This window comes from Sporolactobacillus sp. BBK16-2 (assembly GCF_059878335.1).
In genome coordinates this window covers 2668573-2684319 of the sequence record NZ_CM187611.1, presented here as the reverse complement: position 1 = coordinate 2684319, position 15747 = coordinate 2668573, and the positions used below count along the sequence as shown (strand labels likewise).

The 15747-nt window shown below is 43.4% G+C and carries 13 protein-coding genes; 9 read left to right on the top strand and 4 right to left on the bottom strand.

Annotated elements, in window-relative coordinates:
• Positions 1 to 38 precede the first annotated feature (38 nt).
• The 6 genes from AC6F33_RS13265 (at position 39) to murB (ending at position 4142) form a co-directional block, all read left to right on the top strand.
• On the top strand, positions 39 to 242 hold the full coding sequence (locus AC6F33_RS13265) for a hypothetical protein (RefSeq protein WP_255748891.1): 204 nt from the start codon (positions 39 to 41) through the stop codon (positions 240 to 242).
• Between the two features lie 164 nt (positions 243 to 406).
• The gene (locus tag AC6F33_RS13260) at positions 407 to 775 is read left to right on the top strand and encodes an MmcQ/YjbR family DNA-binding protein (protein ID WP_500777244.1); all 369 of its coding nucleotides are present in this window, start codon (positions 407 to 409) and stop codon (positions 773 to 775) included.
• Between the two features lie 289 nt (positions 776 to 1064).
• Positions 1065 to 1442: a response regulator transcription factor gene (locus AC6F33_RS13255; RefSeq protein ID WP_500777243.1), complete on the top strand. Its 378-nt coding sequence runs from the start codon at positions 1065 to 1067 to the stop codon at positions 1440 to 1442.
• Positions 1432 to 2061 (top strand): chemotaxis protein CheC, encoded by a 630-nt coding sequence (locus tag AC6F33_RS13250; protein WP_500777242.1) that lies wholly within the window; start codon positions 1432 to 1434, stop codon positions 2059 to 2061. The genes AC6F33_RS13255 and AC6F33_RS13250 overlap by 11 nt, the downstream gene beginning before the upstream one ends.
• Positions 2062 to 2067: 6 nt before the next feature.
• Complete coding sequence (locus AC6F33_RS13245) at positions 2068 to 3006, top strand: sensor domain-containing diguanylate cyclase (RefSeq protein ID WP_500777241.1); 939 nt, start codon at positions 2068 to 2070, stop codon at positions 3004 to 3006.
• A 212-nt stretch (positions 3007 to 3218) separates the two neighbouring features.
• Complete coding sequence (murB, locus tag AC6F33_RS13240; RefSeq protein WP_500777240.1) at positions 3219 to 4142, top strand: UDP-N-acetylmuramate dehydrogenase; 924 nt, start codon at positions 3219 to 3221, stop codon at positions 4140 to 4142.
• A gap of 56 nt (positions 4143 to 4198) precedes the next feature.
• On the opposite strand, the gene AC6F33_RS13235 is transcribed toward murB, so the two are convergent.
• The 4 genes from AC6F33_RS13235 to AC6F33_RS13220 form a co-directional block, all read right to left on the bottom strand.
• Positions 4199 to 4708, bottom strand: a complete 510-nt coding sequence (locus tag AC6F33_RS13235; protein ID WP_500777239.1) for a GNAT family N-acetyltransferase — start codon at positions 4706 to 4708, stop codon at positions 4199 to 4201.
• A 45-nt stretch (positions 4709 to 4753) separates the two neighbouring features.
• Entirely contained in the window at positions 4754 to 8401 is a 3648-nt protein-coding gene (locus AC6F33_RS13230; protein ID WP_255748884.1) for a GH92 family glycosyl hydrolase, read from the bottom strand.
• Between the two features lie 529 nt (positions 8402 to 8930).
• Positions 8931 to 9752: a pyrroline-5-carboxylate reductase gene (proC, locus tag AC6F33_RS13225; RefSeq protein ID WP_255748883.1), complete on the bottom strand. Its 822-nt coding sequence runs from the start codon at positions 9750 to 9752 to the stop codon at positions 8931 to 8933.
• 87 nt (positions 9753 to 9839) lie between these two features.
• Positions 9840 to 11132 carry an O-antigen ligase family protein gene (locus tag AC6F33_RS13220; RefSeq protein ID WP_500777238.1) on the bottom strand — a complete coding sequence of 431 codons (1293 nt, stop codon included), beginning with the start codon at positions 11130 to 11132 and terminating at the stop codon, positions 9840 to 9842.
• A 184-nt stretch (positions 11133 to 11316) separates the two neighbouring features.
• Here AC6F33_RS13220 and AC6F33_RS13215 point away from each other — a divergent pair, with 184 nt between their 5' ends.
• From AC6F33_RS13215 to AC6F33_RS13205, 3 genes are all read left to right on the top strand, one after another.
• Complete coding sequence (locus tag AC6F33_RS13215; RefSeq protein ID WP_255748881.1) at positions 11317 to 12297, top strand: Gfo/Idh/MocA family protein; 981 nt, start codon at positions 11317 to 11319, stop codon at positions 12295 to 12297.
• A gap of 126 nt (positions 12298 to 12423) precedes the next feature.
• Complete coding sequence (locus tag AC6F33_RS13210) at positions 12424 to 13287, top strand: DUF4097 family beta strand repeat-containing protein (protein WP_500777237.1); 864 nt, start codon at positions 12424 to 12426, stop codon at positions 13285 to 13287.
• Between the two features lie 896 nt (positions 13288 to 14183).
• Positions 14184 to 15746, top strand: a complete 1563-nt coding sequence (locus tag AC6F33_RS13205; RefSeq protein ID WP_255748879.1) for an FAD-dependent oxidoreductase — start codon at positions 14184 to 14186, stop codon at positions 15744 to 15746.
• The last annotated feature ends 1 nt before the right edge of the window (position 15747 follow it).

The window sequence follows — 15747 nt, the reverse complement described above, 5'->3', positions numbered from 1 at the left end:
GAGTTAATAATTAGGTTTCACATGCGGGGGGACATAAAATGAGTTCATATGATCAGTATTCAACCACTTATTTAACAGAATTATATTATGTGATCAAAAAGAATATTGAAAACGGTTTCCTGTCAAGCGCAATGCGACAGGAACTGGCACTCATTGCTGAAGCAGTAAGTAAACAGGGTGTTGCAATTATCGAGGATAAACGTATGATACAATTCCGTCATCAAATCTGCGATCAAAAATAAGTGAATCTAATTCCTAGGTGACAGTCGTCGGCTGTCACCTATTTGGCGTGCTTAAATTTATGATGGTAAATAATTGGAATCCAAAAAATAAATGTTGAAAAATTTGGAAAAACAAAAGAAAATAAACAATATATTGATAAAACAAAGAGAATCGGAGGTTAGTGATGGACACTGAATGGATTCATGACTACTGTTTAACGAAAATCGGCACGGAATGTGATTTTAAAGAGGAATGGCAAGCGACCAGATACATGATACGCGGCAAAATGTTTGCGATGCGCGGTGGAGACAAAAAGGGCAGCCCAATTATCACGGTTAAATTGTCTCCTGAATTTGGCGCACATTTGCGTGAAGAATACGATGCAATCGTTCCGGGGTATTACATGAACAAGACGCATTGGAATTCACTGTATCTTGAAGCGGATATTCCAGTGAGTGTATTAAAGACGATGTTGGATCAGGCACACATGCTTGTGCTGTCGTCGCTCAGCAAGAAGGTGCGTCAAGAAATAGAAAAAGAAGATGCATATTAAACATGTAATCTCAGTGATGTGATGCTACTGAAGCTTAAATATATACTTTTTACTCAAATATGTGCTTTTTGTGTCGGTTTAGAGAAAAGATGAACAGATTATAGAGGATTATTATTCTTGTCTTTTCTCCGCATCCATTTATAATTAATAGTAGTGATATCTATATTTTTTTTGGAATTTCAAAGGTAAAAAGACCTAGTCAATAGTGCTTATCGAATTGATGGATTGTTCGCACAATCCCTTTGTTGATGCTATGATCAGTGACCAAAACGGAGAAAGGGTGGTATTTTTGACAAAAATACTTATTGTGGATGATTCAAAGTTTTCACAGAAGATTACATATTCATTTTTAAACCAATACTTAAAAAATATAGAGTTTGTTTTTGCAAATGACGGACAGGAGGGCCTTGAGAAATTCACGGAGACTCAGCCTGATTTTATGATTGTTGATCTGTTAATGCCGAAATTGCGCGGACAGGATTTGATTGAAAAGGCGAAACAAATTGATCGAAATGCCAATGTTATTGTTTTGTCCGCTGATGTTCAGAATCGGGTACGTGATGTTGTAGAAAAAATGGGTGTGCTCTCTTTTATTAATAAGCCTTTAGATGAAAAAAAGGCGAAAGAGATCTGTGACATCATAGGGACGGGTAGCCGTGGCCGATAATATAAGCAGAGAAGATATCCTAACTGAATTGTTCAATGTTGGTGTGGGTCAGGCTGCAAGCACGCTTTCGGACATCATTGACAAACAAATTGGACTGACGATTCCTAATGTCCGTATTTTGGACGCTGCTAATGGGAAGATTGAACTTAACAAGTATCTTCAGAATGTTGCTGAGGGAGCAGTCATGGTCTCTTCTATTTCGTTTGACAGTCAGCTGGAAGGCAAAGTCAGCCTGCTCTTCCCAGCAGATAAAATGCATCATTTTATTGATCTCTGCCTTCATGAAACACGTAATGAATTTGAGAATAGTTTGGAATTCACGGATATTGATTTTGATACAATTAAAGAGATCGGCAATATTGTCATTAATTCAATTATTGGGGAACTGAGCAATACGGTAAACATACCGGTTGAATACACTTTGCCAGACATAGATGTGTTAAATGATGCCAATGCGGAACACTTTGTTGATTGTGAAGATTATCGGCTTGTACTGATGATGTTTCTTGCTTTTGACATTGAAGGAACTGAGATCGCCGGAGCGATTGTCATTAATATGACGTTGAATTCGCTCGACGATATCCTGAATAAGATCGATAAACTGTACAACGGAAGATGAGTGATTATGGATTCTATTATTCCTGGTATTCTAAACTGCATAAATGAGGGAATCGTTATGATTACTGAAGACCTCGAGATTACCTACTGGAATCCTTTTATGGAGCGATTATCAGGTAAGAAGAGCAGAGAGGTTCTCCGGAAAAAGGTGGATCAGGTGCTTCCTGCGCTTGAACGTCCGTTCTTTTATAGTGCAGTGAAGCGGTTGACTTCCGGAGGAAACCCTGTCTTCTTCTCAGCTGCCATGCATCGAAAATTGGTGAACCCGGATCATCGGGTGAACTTGAAAATGAATCGTGTGATGCTAGAAGGCCGAAGCGCTCTTCTCCTTGAATTTATCGATGTCACGAATCAGTTTCAAAGAATCAGTCAATTAAGGGATTATGTCAGTCAACTTTCCCATCTAAACAATCAGTTGAAACAGAAGGAAAAGGTGATCGAAAAGCTCGCCTATTATGACAAACTGACGGGTGTTGCAAATCGAGCATTGTTCGACAAATTCGCAGACAAATATTTAAGCATGGCCCGAGATCATGGCACAATGCTCGGCCTGATGTTTGTCGATGTTAATGAGTTTAAACTGATTAATGATACCTATGGGCATAATACAGGTGATAAAGTCATGACGCGCGTGGCAAGTCTACTGACAGAATCCACGCGTAAAAATGATATTGTTTGCAGATATGGAGGCGATGAATTCCTGGTTCTGCTCCCTGACATTCGAACCGTTCGAGATTATCAGGCGATCGCTGAACGCATTGAAGTGAATAAAAAAAGACATATCGTTCAGGACGGTTATGATATTTGGCTGTCTCTGAGCATCGGAATCAGTTTTTATCCCGATGACGGTACGACGATTGGTGATTTGATTGAAAAAGCTGATGAATACATGTATTTCAACAAGCATCGATTGAGAGCGCAGCAAAAAGATATGTTTTCAGAATAAACGTCGGGCGGATGAGTCATAAATCCGCTCGATTTTTGGTTAATCAGCCGCCATCTGCATGTTACGGAACAGGCTGATCATGTATTTATTTGCCGACTTCTGATTGAAATTCATCGAATGAAAAAAAGTGACGGTTGACATACCTGCCGGGCAATGGCATAAATAATAAAGCAGGAAGTTGGCGAAAAAGCCGAGAGGGAATGGTCATTGCGATGGATAAACAAGAAGTGCGCTCTAATTTATTGAACATCATGTCAAATGAAGAACAAGTAAAAATAGATGAAAATTTAAGTACATATACCTTTACTCACACTGGCGGAGAAGCTGATCTTTTTGTAAAGCCGCAAACGTATGAAGAAGTAGGAAAGACTGTTGCTTATGCCAATAAGCATCAGCTGCCGCTGACAATCCTCGGACGGGGATCCAATCTTATTATACGGGATGGCGGAATTAGAGGAATTGTCATTCACTGCGGCTGTCTAAATCAAATCAAATGCGAAGGTGAGACGCTGATCGCACAAAGCGGTGCATCGATCATTGATGTTTCTCGTTTCGCTTTGGCACATGCACTTACAGGTCTGGAGTTTGCTTGCGGCATTCCCGGATCAGTCGGTGGTGCATTATATATGAATGCCGGTGCCTATGGGGGAGAAACAGCCGATGTGCTGCGCGGAGCGGTTGTCGTCGACACAAATGGATCTATTTTGAAGCTTGAAGATCATGAACTTGAAATGGGCTATCGACACAGCGCATTTTCTCAAAAAGGTTATTTAGCCCTTGAAGGGACCTTTGTCCTTAAAAAGGGCAATCCAGTTGAAATAAAACAAGAGATGGACCGATTGACCGAATTGCGTGAGTTGAAGCAACCGTTGGAGTATCCATCATGCGGCAGCGTATTTAAAAGACCCACAGGTTATTTCGCCGGGAAACTGATTCAGGACAGTGGATTGCAAGGAACGAGAATTGGCGGCGTTGAAGTGTCGATGAAGCATGCCGGGTTCATGGTTAATGTTGATCACGGCACCGCTTCAGATTACATACGCCTTATCAGGCATGTACAGGAGACAGTCAAGAAGAAGTTTGGTGTGAATTTGGAAACAGAAGTAAAGATCATCGGTGAAGAACCGAAAAAATAACAGGCCGCGCAGCTGCGGCCTGTTATTTTTAAGTTATAGTGTTATTAAAAATTGACTTATTCTGCGATTCGCTTGCCCATGATGACTAAATCGCGTTCGATCCCATCCAATTCGGCGACTTTCGGAAACGTTCCCCAGCGCTCAAAATCGAAATGTTCAAATAGGCGAAGGCTTGGCATGTTTTGAGCAAAAATAAATGCGAGTATGGTCTTGATTCCAAATTCGCCACAGTGGTCAACAGCGTAACGAATGAGAAATGAACCGATTCCGTTTCCTCGAAAGCGTTCATCAAGATAAATACTGATTTCTGCAGTTGCACGATAAGCAGGTCGTCCGTAAAAACTGCTGAGGCTGAGCCATCCGCAAACTTCACCCTCATATTCAGCAATCCAAAGTGGTCGATTTGGATCTGACTGATGGGCATCAAACCACGGACGTCGGTCATTAATGGTGACTGGTTCCGTGTCAGCGGTGACCATGCGGCCGGGTATCGTTGAATTGTAAATCGACACAATAGCCTCCAAATCCGTCTCAACGGCGTCTCGGACACAAATTGAATGGCACATAATACTCCTCTATTCTTTCAATTTTTTGTTCTGAATCTTTGGCGATCAATCGGATAATAAATTGACCATTGCGTGCGCATCGGCTAAAAGGCTGGTGCGCACTTTTTCAGGAGCGGTCACTTTATAAATAAATGAGTTAATCAATTGAACATAGGTTTGCATGTAATAAACAGATGACGAAAGATTCCCACTCATATAAGCCGTTTGCGCTTTGTTCAACGTGTTAGAAAGTGACGCTGTTTCCGACTCATTCAAATTTTTCAACCCGAATTGATGGATGATCTCGTTGCGCATCGTATCAAAGCCGTCACGTATTCCTGAATAGCCAAGCAGCTGAAGCTCGCTGATCGACAGAGGGTTACTGCTGTTGTTTTTCGTTATGGTTATTTTGTAATAAGAGTATATCTTTGGATTTTTTATCGAGAACGCACGTGTCATGGAGCGCCATTTGAATTTCTGGTTAGTTCTTGTATCAAGAAGATCCCAGATTGTCCCATCATTTGATCCCCACACTGTCCAGCTCTCCGGATCGCTTGAATCCCGGCTGTTTGTCGAGGTTAAGGTATACATTTTTATCCTGCGATTCTCTGCTTTAAAATGAAAGATAACTGACGGATGATCTTTTTCGAATTTAACAGAAGTCTGCCACTTGTTGTCGACCAAATCGGTCAGACTGCCTTTCCCGTTTTGAGGATTGATTGTTGCTTTCTCAGTAAGATCATTCAACGCTTTCGGATAAAGAAATGAACCATTTGTCGATTGTGCGGTAAGTGATTCAGGTACAGTATCTGCGGATGTTCCCCAGCTGGATGGCTGAGCACCCATATTAAAGACGAGTGTTCCGCCGTTTGCCAGATCGCTTGCTGATAACGTCGTTTGTTGCAACGAACGGCCATTGAGTGAAACACTTTGGACGTATTTGTTCTTATTGCTTACCTTAGGAGCGCTGATGATCAGCTCTTTTCCGTTCTCCAAATGCAGCGTCATTTTCTTGAAATACGGAGCGCCGATTACATAATTCTGTGTTCCTTTCTGCAGCGGATAGATACCCGCTGCGCCAAATAGATAATAGCCTGAAAGCATCGCTCCTGTATCGGAGCCTAAATAGCCTTGACCGATTGATCCGCCTGTATAGAAACGGTTCAAGAGTGCCCGAGTCATGTTTTGTGTCTTCCAAGGAGCGGAAGCGAATAAATACATGTAGGGAAGTGAAGGCGATGAAGTATTGTCAAGGGTGAACATCCCCATCTTGCTGCCTAAAGCAAGACGCGCTTTTGCTTGTTTTTTAATTGATTGAGCAGAGGGCTCTGTGCTGAGATACTGATCGAGCTTATCAATCAGTCCAGCCTTTCCTCCATACAAATTAATAAGGCCTTGACCATCCTGGGGAACGTTAAAGGCGTTCGCCCAGTCCTCTACAGTTTGATTGCTCAACTGGCTGCTCTTCAATGAACTGATCGCCCATTTTCCGTTCTCTTTCCGCGGTGTGAAGGCATCGAGTGAGCGGTTAAAAAGATTAAGATAATCTTTCGAACGGCTTAAATAATAGCTGCTGTCCTCTGAAAGAGAAGAAGTATTCGGCTGTTTGTTTGCCAAAGTCTTGCCAAAATTCCCTAGGGCAAAATCGTTGATCGATCGGTTTAATGTTTGACTGATGCTGTTTTTTTGACTGGACGATGTATATCCGGTAAGTAACTGTTCCTGTTCATTTTCAGGTACAGAAGCGGCTTGCAGCATAGCAGTATACAGCAGCGACGTATTGATACCAGGAACTCCTTTTGCAACAGCATCAGCAAAGGCGGTCCCTGCATCAGCGTCGAAACGTCCGCCATTTTTATAAACCGTAAGAAATCCGTTTATTAAGCGGGCGGTCAGTTTCGGTTCAAGAAGTGCATAGGCAGGCCAAGCAGTTTGTGCACTATAAGCGAACGTGCTGTTGACATAAATATGCCCATTTTTGATTGACGCTCCCGTGTGATCGGCTGTATTCGCAGAACTCGCCGGAACGCTGAGGTCCGCATATCGGTACTTCGGGTTTTTCTTTGTTCCAATATTTTCAGAACCATCGTTCGGCGATTGATAGAGTCGATAGAGGTTCGAATACAGAGTCGCTTGCTGATCTGTTTCTGCACCATCGACCGTAATTCGGCTGAGTCGCTCATTCCATTCTTTTTTTGCTTTCTTTTCAACATCTTTAATGGAGGTCTTCTTGCCGATTTCCTGGTTCAAATTTTTCTTCGCCTGCCCTATGCTGATCAAAGAACTTCCCACTTTTAAGGTAACTGCGCGGTTCTTTGAGGTATCGAATTTGAAGAAGGCGGTCACAGAATCACGATCTTCTCCGGACAAATGCTGTGCATCGGTAACCGGCTGATCTACGGTTGCGTAGAAGAACATTCTGTTCATGTTGCCGGTGGTTTTATCTTTGATGTCGGAGTAACCTTCAATTGATTGTGTCTTGGGATGCAACGTCAGGCTGCCTTGCCGATCCAGATTGTCAAAGAGCAGATTGCCTTGGCTTCCCGTAAAGGTGTAACGCATGACTGCAGCGTGGCTGGTTGCGGCAAGCTCAGCGCTCATGCCATCAGTAAACGTGACTGAATAGCGATAAGGGCTGGCCGACTCGTCCGATCGATTGAACGCCTTGCTTCGTCCAAGCCGATTGGCGCTTGGTGTACCGGAAAAGCTTGAGGGCATCACCTGCAACGTTTGCCTAATGCCGCTCTGATCATTTGCTGATTGGCTGAGTGAAAAGGACTGAAGTTCAGGCAAATTACTCGGATCATTATTTTGGCTATATGGATAAATCTGTTTCTTCGCACTGCTGTCAATTGCCGGTGACCAATAATTGAATCCGTTGGGCACGCCAATTGCCGGAACCGTATCCCCACGCGCAAATTGTGAATCGGAAGCTGTGCCGCGGAGCACGTTTACCTGATCAACGGGCTGCACCTTTGCAGCAGATGCCGCGGAGACATTGCTGATGCGCAGGTCGTCAACTGCTCCTTTAAATGTGCTTTCTGTCCTTGATGATTTATAGGCGAGAAGAATGCGGACAATTGTTTTTCCTTTTGCAGCTTTACCGAGCGAGATCGTTTTATTATTCCATTGATTCATGAGCATCGTGCCGGATTTTCCCTGAGCTTCCGGGGTTATGGCCACACCATTCTGATCCACTGCTTTCAGCTGATGAAGATAGCTACCATCCGAAAACTTAAGATCGACGGATACATAGCTTGCTGTCTGTGCATTGGGATCCTTTTTTGTCGCTTCAGGAGCGATAAGATAGGAGAGCTGTGTATCTTTTGTTACCGGAATATGTACGTTGAAGAGCTTATTATAGGCATAACTGTCCTTCTTTTTGGCAGTTGAACCTGCATAAGTGAGGACATGACTGCCTGTCCATCCTAACTTTGAGGGAGCATTATACAAATCGCTTGGTCCGCGTGAGATATAAGTAGCCATAGTTTTGCCGCTGCCATCGAACGCCTTGACACCATTGGACGATATTTCTCCGTTTTTACCGTTTTCAGCTGTGTTCTTCCAAGTCAGTGCCGGATTGCCGTTCTCAAAGGAAGTGAAAAAGAGGTGCTGCTTAGTCTGTGCCTTTACTTCGTGACCAGGTAATAATGGAGCGGTCAAGCTCAGACAAATACAGCTGATGAAAATTTTAAAACTAGTACTTAAACTCATGATGCTGCCCCTCTTCTTTTTATACGGCGTACCCTGTCATTCATTATTCGCAAAGAAGTTGATAGCCGTGCCGGCCGATCAATTATTCTATGGTATGTAAAAAATTTCACAGCAAAATAACAGCCAGTAATTCAGTGACTTAATCATTTTATTATAACGGAACGCAGCTTATCTATAAAGAAGGCTCTGCAATGACATTGATTTTTTTACAGCACGTTGATGATGCGGATCAGACAGCATATTGCCCACAAAAAATGAACAGACGTCGCTCGAATCAAAGCTGAACGCAAAAAAAATATGCGACAAGAATGCCGGTCAGCATCTCATCGCAAAACGAGTAAATGATGGTTTCCTAAATCAAGATCAAACATCTTAACTTAAGGTTAACTGCAACAGAAGGTGTGTTAAAGCTTACAAGAACATAATAGCACCGTTTGACCACCATTCAATAAAACGTGTCATGAAATCTGACATATTATTTTGTTTTTATAAATTGTCGATACATCTGTGTTGCAAGATCTGACAGAACTTACTTTGTAAAAGGCGTGCTCATTTCCTTAGCACGTACGATTGCCTGATGAACACAGTCAATGACGTCTTGTTTTACATCTTGTTTGTCTAACGTGTCGATGCCTGCCTGAGTTGTTCCTCCGGGGGTTGCAACAGCCTTCAACAGGTCGGAGGCTGACTTTCCGGATTGATTCAGAAGATGTGTTGCGCCAAGTAGCGTCTGCATGACAAGCTGTGCTGATGAAGCCGCAGGGATTCCTTCACGCATTCCTGCTTCCTGCATTGCCTGAGCAAGATAGTATAAATAGGCGGGTCCGCTTCCTGCAAGCCCTGCGATGACATCAATCTCGCTTTCCTTAACGACGGTAACGGTGCCGACGGTTTCGAACAGCTGTTTGGCGAGTTTCAGCTGCGCATCCGTGACAAAAGAACCTGCTGCTATTCCGGTTGCAGAGAGACCTATGGATGCGGATGTGTTCGGCATCGCTCGAACTATCGAGAGATCGATTCCGGACGCCGATTGAATGAATGAGGTAGGTACGCCTACCATTAACGATATGACCAGTTGTTCCGGACGCAGATAGGCTTTCATTTCCTCCACTGCACTCTTTGTGTCTGCGGGTCTGAATGCAAAGATAACAATCTCAGCATTCTTCAGCGCCAATTCTTTATTCTGAGTTGTGTGGACATGAAACTCCTGTTCAAGTTCTACGAGGCGTTCCTTGTTTGCATGATTGTTCATCCAAACATGATCTGCTGTTACGAACTTTTTATTCAGAAAGCCTTTTAATAAAGATTCCGCTAATTCGCCGGAACCGATAAATGCTATTTTTTCAACCAAGCTCTTCACCCTTTCACTTTAAAGATGGGCACCTCGAGTCAAGGTGCCCACCAAAAAATATCAACGTTATCATATCATTAATTGATCTTACCTGCCAGATGCTCCTTTGAATGTCTGCAGCATCGCTGGTTTTTGCCGCCTTCTGTTTCCTAAGTGAACTCTATTGCCTAAAACCAGTTTTATGGTCTTGTGCAGGCGCGCGAATTGATTCATGCGTGCCGAATATCTTACCCAATAGGAGAGAAGCACAAGGACCATAATCATAACTTGAGGCGAGGACAAGGTGAAGTCCATAATGCCATACAGAATGATGGTCGGCAATGAAAAGAGAAACAGTGCTGCTGAATAGTTGGTCTTAGCACTCATTCGCTGCGCCTTGAACAGCTGGAACGCATTAATGACAATGACAGCGAGAAAAAACAGACCGCAGAAAATGCCCGATGAAGAAAGAACGGACAGAAACAGATCATGGGCATGCGGAATCATCTCACCATTAAGCGCTGCGTAATCTCTGCCGAAACCAAACGTAGTGGCACCGAAGAACGGATTGTCCGTAAAAATATGCCAGCTGTTCCCCCAAATTTCAATCCGTTTTGCCATTGATGATTCTGTACCGCCAGATCTTGGCATCCAATGGTAGAGAAATGGAGCACTGATCATAACAAGAGCAGCAACGGGAATGAATGCCCGAATGCTCAACTTATAAAGGAACAAAAGGTGAATCAAGAACATAATGGCGAATCCGGCTCTCGATCCCGTTTGATAGATACCTAGATCAAGAATCGGAAAAATCAAAAGTGACAGAACAATAATCTGTTTGTTTTTTAGCTGCAAGGCTCGCAACAGTTCAACAGAAAGAAAAGCGAGTGCGAGTATTAACAGGTAACAGGCATAGTTCGGATTAAATGTTGGTCCGTATAATCGCGGTATACCCCTGTAACCAAATAAAAAGTGTCCGGTCAGGAAGGAAACCGCTGTTCCGACAATGGAATCATGAGGAATCAGATTCAGTACTTTTTCCGAAAAGAAAATATAGACTCCGCCCCAGATAGTGATCCACACAAATTGTCTTATATGAAGATGTTCGGGATGACGCAGCCAATACATGTAGATCCCAAGGTAACCAATCAGAATGAGCGTGGAAAGAAGATCAGTGACTTGCCAGTTAATCAGTACAGAACCGATGGACGCCATGGCCATTAAGGCAAGCAATAGGCTGATCAGATCTGTAGGCAGCGCATGTTTTTTCGAAATTTGACTGCGCCATTCCAGGATGGCGCAGCCGACAAACCAAGCCATTCCGATAGGCGGGAGCACATATAATAGGATAAACCCTAAAATAAAAGGCTTTTGTTTGACTTTATCAAGTCCGTTCATCATAAATTCGTCCTCCGAATTGTGTTTTCGTTATCTATGCATCATTACTTATACTTTAAATTGATCATCTATATTAAGTTTGTGGGGAAATTTATATATTTGTGGGTTTATCGATGTAAGGGCTACCAAAATTATACATCGATCGTTATAATTAGTGTAATAAAAATGATCAAGCAGGGGGAAGACAATGAAACTTGCCACTATAGGAACAAGCAGCATTACGCAACAATTTGTGAAAGCGGTTAAGAAGACAGGGCGGTTCGATTACGTCGGTGCCTATTCCAGATCGGAGGAAAAAGCAAAGCAGTTTTCAGAAGAATTTGGTGGGAGCCGGTGGTTCACGACACTCGAAGACCTGGCTGCAAGTAATGAGGTGGACGCCATTTATTGCGCGTCTCCGAACGGGCTGCATTTTCAGCAAGTGTCAGTCCTGTTGCGCGGCGGAAAACATGTTATATGTGAGAAACCGATTTTTGCTAATTTAGAAGAATTTGATGAGGCAGTGAAACTTGCAGATGAGCATCACGTGTATTTATTTGAAGCCATCCGCAACATTCAGACGCCGGTTTTTAAAAAATTACAGCAGGAGCTTCCACGAGCGGGACAGCTTCGTTCCGCTGTTCTGCAGCTCATTCAATATTCCTCGCGCTATGATAAATTTCTGGACGGAGAGATTACAAACATCTTCTCACCGAAGTTTGCAGCGGGAGCACTGCAAGATCTTGGCGTTTACCCGACCTATGTAGCGGTCGCTCTTTTCGGCGAACCGGAGCGATCCGTCTATTATCCGGTCAAATTATCCAATGGAATTGACGGCGGAGGTACCTTGGTGCTCACCTATCCCGGCTTCGTCTGTACGATACTCTGCTCGAAGATCGCCTATTCCGATGCACCGTCGGAAATTCATGGTGAAAAAGGAACGTTCCGGATCAATAATTCATCCAATATCGCACGCCTTGAGTGGATTGATGCCCATAATAAAGAGGTACAGCCGATTGCAACCCATTTTGAAGAAGACGATAAGATCTATGAAATCAGCAATTTTGCGGATATCCTTGAACAGAACAATAAACAAGAGTATTTACGTCTACGCGCACTTAGTCGGAGCGTTGTCAAAACCATGAGTTCGGCACGGAAGCAGAGTGGAATCATTTTTCCAAATGATTAATGAGGCACGTTGTACGATCCGGACCTCGGAAGGTATTAAATTCAGACCTGCGACTGATCACGTCCACTTGATTAACAGCTAAAGTAAAGACATCAAAGATTTAATCGTTTGAAAGGCGTGAACAGTATGCGGAATGTATTGGAAGAAACTGTTGATATGGATGGAATTGATGATCTTATTGTCAACACCTCATCAACGGATGTTGAATTGATTCAGACGGAAGAGACGGTTTTAAAAGCTCAGGTTTGGACGGGAGATCTGGATGAGCAGAATTGCCCTGTTGAACTGGTGATGAATAAAAAAGATGACAAATTAGAAATTCATATTATCCGCAACAGACAGGATTGGCTGACTCGCCTCAAGACGTTAAGCTTTGCAAACGTAAAAGTCGTTATCGAGTTACCGACACGACTCTATGACCACATTGTGATTGACGGGCAATCAAGTGATATAAGTGCGTTTGAACTTGTAACCAATCGGATGAATTTCTCATGCCGCTCAGGTGATATTGAACTGATGCATTGCGCCGCAAATCAAGAACTAAATGCGACGACATCAAGCGGTGATCTGACTATTTGCGATACACATGTAAAGGAAAGATTGAATGCGAACACGTCGAGTGGTGATGTTCGTCTGAACAAATCGTCTGCAGATGATCTGAGACTGCTCACGCATTCGGGTAACATAACAGTAACGGACTGTTGCGGCGATCTGGATGCTTCGGCCAGTTCCGGTGATATTGACTTGACTTGTGACGAGCTTATCGGCAATTTGAACTTTGAAACAAGTAGTGGTGATGTCACGGTTACTTTCAGGGATGAGCCCGATTCAGTTTCCGTTTATTATCATGGAGCTTCAGGTGATGGTTCTGTACAGTTTAAAGATATGCTTTATGAAGAGAAAAGCGATCATCATATCATTGGTAAAAAGGGAGACGGCAAATATAAGATCAAGACTCGGACAAGTTCAGGAGATTTCAGTCTAAAATAAGCAATCAAAAGCTTCGACGGGTGATAGACCCGACGAAGCTTCTTTTGTAAGATAAGGAAGTTTATCGTTCTGTCTTGCTGGTACAATGATCAGCGCCTTAAGATTTGGTTGGGCGATCAGGTAACTGCCCAATCTGATAAATAAACGGAAAAATTACCCTTATTTACCCGCGAAACAAGCGTCATGATGCATATAACCAGAAAATTTCCGCTTATTTTACTCGTTACTTAATGAAGGACCAAAATACTTTATGAAATAGAAATGTCTGTTCAAGCACATGGTTGATGATTAAAAACCGTATTTGGAGCAAAGGAACTTTCGCTAACTACGCATACGTCCTGTATGCAACGCGAAAGCCATCACATCCTGTGAAAGTAAGGACCGGGCGCTTTTTGCCCGGTTTTTCTAACAAGTAAAGAAAGTATATCGTTCTGCCTTGCTGGTACAATGATCAGCGTCATAAGATTCAGGTGGACGATCAGGCAAGCGCCCAATCTGAGAAATAGACGGAAAAATTCCGCTTAAATTGAAAATGAATGGTAAAATCGCTTAAATAGACGGAGAAATTACCCTTATTGAATCGAAAAACGTAAAAATAGAGGTTTTTTCTCTGAATAAGCGGAAAAATTACCCTTATTTACAGGCAAAACTAACGCCATGGTGCATATAACCGGAAAATCTCCACTTATTTTACTCGTTACTTAATGAAGGACCGGGCGCTTTTTGCTCGGTTTTTCTTATGAACGGAACGGATACATTTAGTCATTAAGTACGATGATGTTCATGGAGCGATATCAAACATGATGTGTATTTGTGACTGATACGCATATTTTCTTGCACTTAGGAGAGAATGTCTTTGATGATTCTGAACGGAAAAAGAAAGGTGGATGATCCGCATGGAGCAGCAGAACAAGAATTTTTCAGACGACACCTCATCCTTGTGGCGGGATACGGTACATCTGCCGGTATTCAGCTCATTGAAAGAAAATAAAACAACCGACACACTGGTTGTCGGTGCCGGTATTACCGGAATTACAGCAGCGTACATGCTCGCAAAAAGCGGTGTTCCGGTTATGTTAATTGATGCTGATCGTATTGCCGGAGGTACAAGCGGCAATACGACCGCGAAGATCACAGCGCAGCATGGATTAATTTATGATCATCTCATTCGTACCATTGGCGAAGAAAAAGCGGGGCTCTATTACCAAGCAAATAAAGAGGCACTTCATTGGATGGGAAAGCATGTGAGCGACCGCGGTATTCAATGCGATTATGAAATCCAGCCGGCAGTTGTTTACGCGACGACAGAACAGGAAGAAAAACAAATTGAGAAAGAAAAGGAGGCTTACGATCGGCTTGGAATTTTGGGATCAATGGCGCATTCAATTGATCTCCCCTTAGAAATCAAAAACGCGATCATCATGCCTGGACAGGCGCAGTTTCATCCGCTGATGTATCTGCATGAACTGCTTGCAGATCTTGTGAAATTAAATGTACCCATTTTTGAAGAAACATTGGCAACGGATATACAAGACCCGAAATCTGAGCCGCTTGTAATGACCAAGCAAGGGTTCGGAATACGCTGTCAGCATGTGCTGACCTGCTCTCATTTTCCTTTCTACGACAACCGTTTTTATTTTTCTCGTATGTTCCCGGAACGCTCCTACTTGATTGCTTGCGAGACAGCCGGTGATCCTCCTGATGGAATGTATATTAGTGCTGGCGCGCCGAAGCGTTCCATTCGCGGCTTGCGTCTTAACCACAAGAACTATCTTTTAATCGGCGGTGAAAATCATAAAACAGGGCGCGGCGAATCAATGGCTGTCCATTACCAGCGACTAGCAGAGTTTGCCTCCGTGCATTTTGGATTGGAGACGGCGGCAGCACATTGGTCTGCCCAAGATTTCACGACATTGGATCAAGTCCCTTATATAGGAAGACTTGCAAATAATAATCCGCGTATTTTGGTTGCCGCAGGTTTTCATAAGTGGGGAATGACCACAGGTACGTTAGCTGCCCAACTCATGACCGACTTGGTTTTGGAACGTGTTAATTCCTATGCGGAGCTGTTCAGCCCCGCTCGGTTTGAAGCGGCTCCAATGCTCGCAAGCTTCCTCGTTGAAAATATGAAAACCGCCGGACAGTTGATTAAGGGAAAGGTCAGCAAACCTGCGCCTCTTGACGATCACTTGCAACGGGATTGTGGCATGATCGCATCGCTTCATGGACGAAAGGTCGGCGCGTACCGCGACAAGCACGGGGACTTAACTGTAGTTGATGCGACTTGCCCCCACATGGGCTGCGAAGTAAACTGGAATCAAGACGAGCGGACATGGGATTGCCCTTGCCACGGCTCGCGCTTCAAAGCCAATGGAGAAGTGCTCGACGGTCCGGCGAAAGAATCATTAGCATTGCTTTTTTCGGAGTCTGATCATCAAAGCAAAACACAGAATACCTAAA

Excerpts from the sequence above, each read along its gene's own strand:
- AC6F33_RS13265 (WP_255748891.1), top strand. The coding sequence starts at position 39 with ATGAGTTCATATGATCAGTATTCAACCACTTATTTAACAGAATTATAT.
- AC6F33_RS13260 (WP_500777244.1), top strand. The coding sequence starts at position 407 with ATGGACACTGAATGGATTCATGACTACTGTTTAACGAAAATCGGCACG.
- AC6F33_RS13245 (WP_500777241.1), top strand. The coding sequence starts at position 2,068 with ATGGATTCTATTATTCCTGGTATTCTAAACTGCATAAATGAGGGAATC.
- murB (WP_500777240.1), top strand. The coding sequence starts at position 3,219 with ATGGATAAACAAGAAGTGCGCTCTAATTTATTGAACATCATGTCAAAT.
- AC6F33_RS13235 (WP_500777239.1), bottom strand. The coding sequence starts at position 4,708 with ATGTGCCATTCAATTTGTGTCCGAGACGCCGTTGAGACGGATTTGGAG.
- AC6F33_RS13230 (WP_255748884.1), bottom strand. The coding sequence starts at position 8,401 with ATGAGTTTAAGTACTAGTTTTAAAATTTTCATCAGCTGTATTTGTCTG.
- AC6F33_RS13220 (WP_500777238.1), bottom strand. The coding sequence starts at position 11,132 with ATGATGAACGGACTTGATAAAGTCAAACAAAAGCCTTTTATTTTAGGG.
- AC6F33_RS13215 (WP_255748881.1), top strand. The coding sequence starts at position 11,317 with ATGAAACTTGCCACTATAGGAACAAGCAGCATTACGCAACAATTTGTG.
- AC6F33_RS13210 (WP_500777237.1), top strand. The coding sequence starts at position 12,424 with ATGCGGAATGTATTGGAAGAAACTGTTGATATGGATGGAATTGATGAT.
- AC6F33_RS13205 (WP_255748879.1), top strand. The coding sequence starts at position 14,184 with ATGGAGCAGCAGAACAAGAATTTTTCAGACGACACCTCATCCTTGTGG.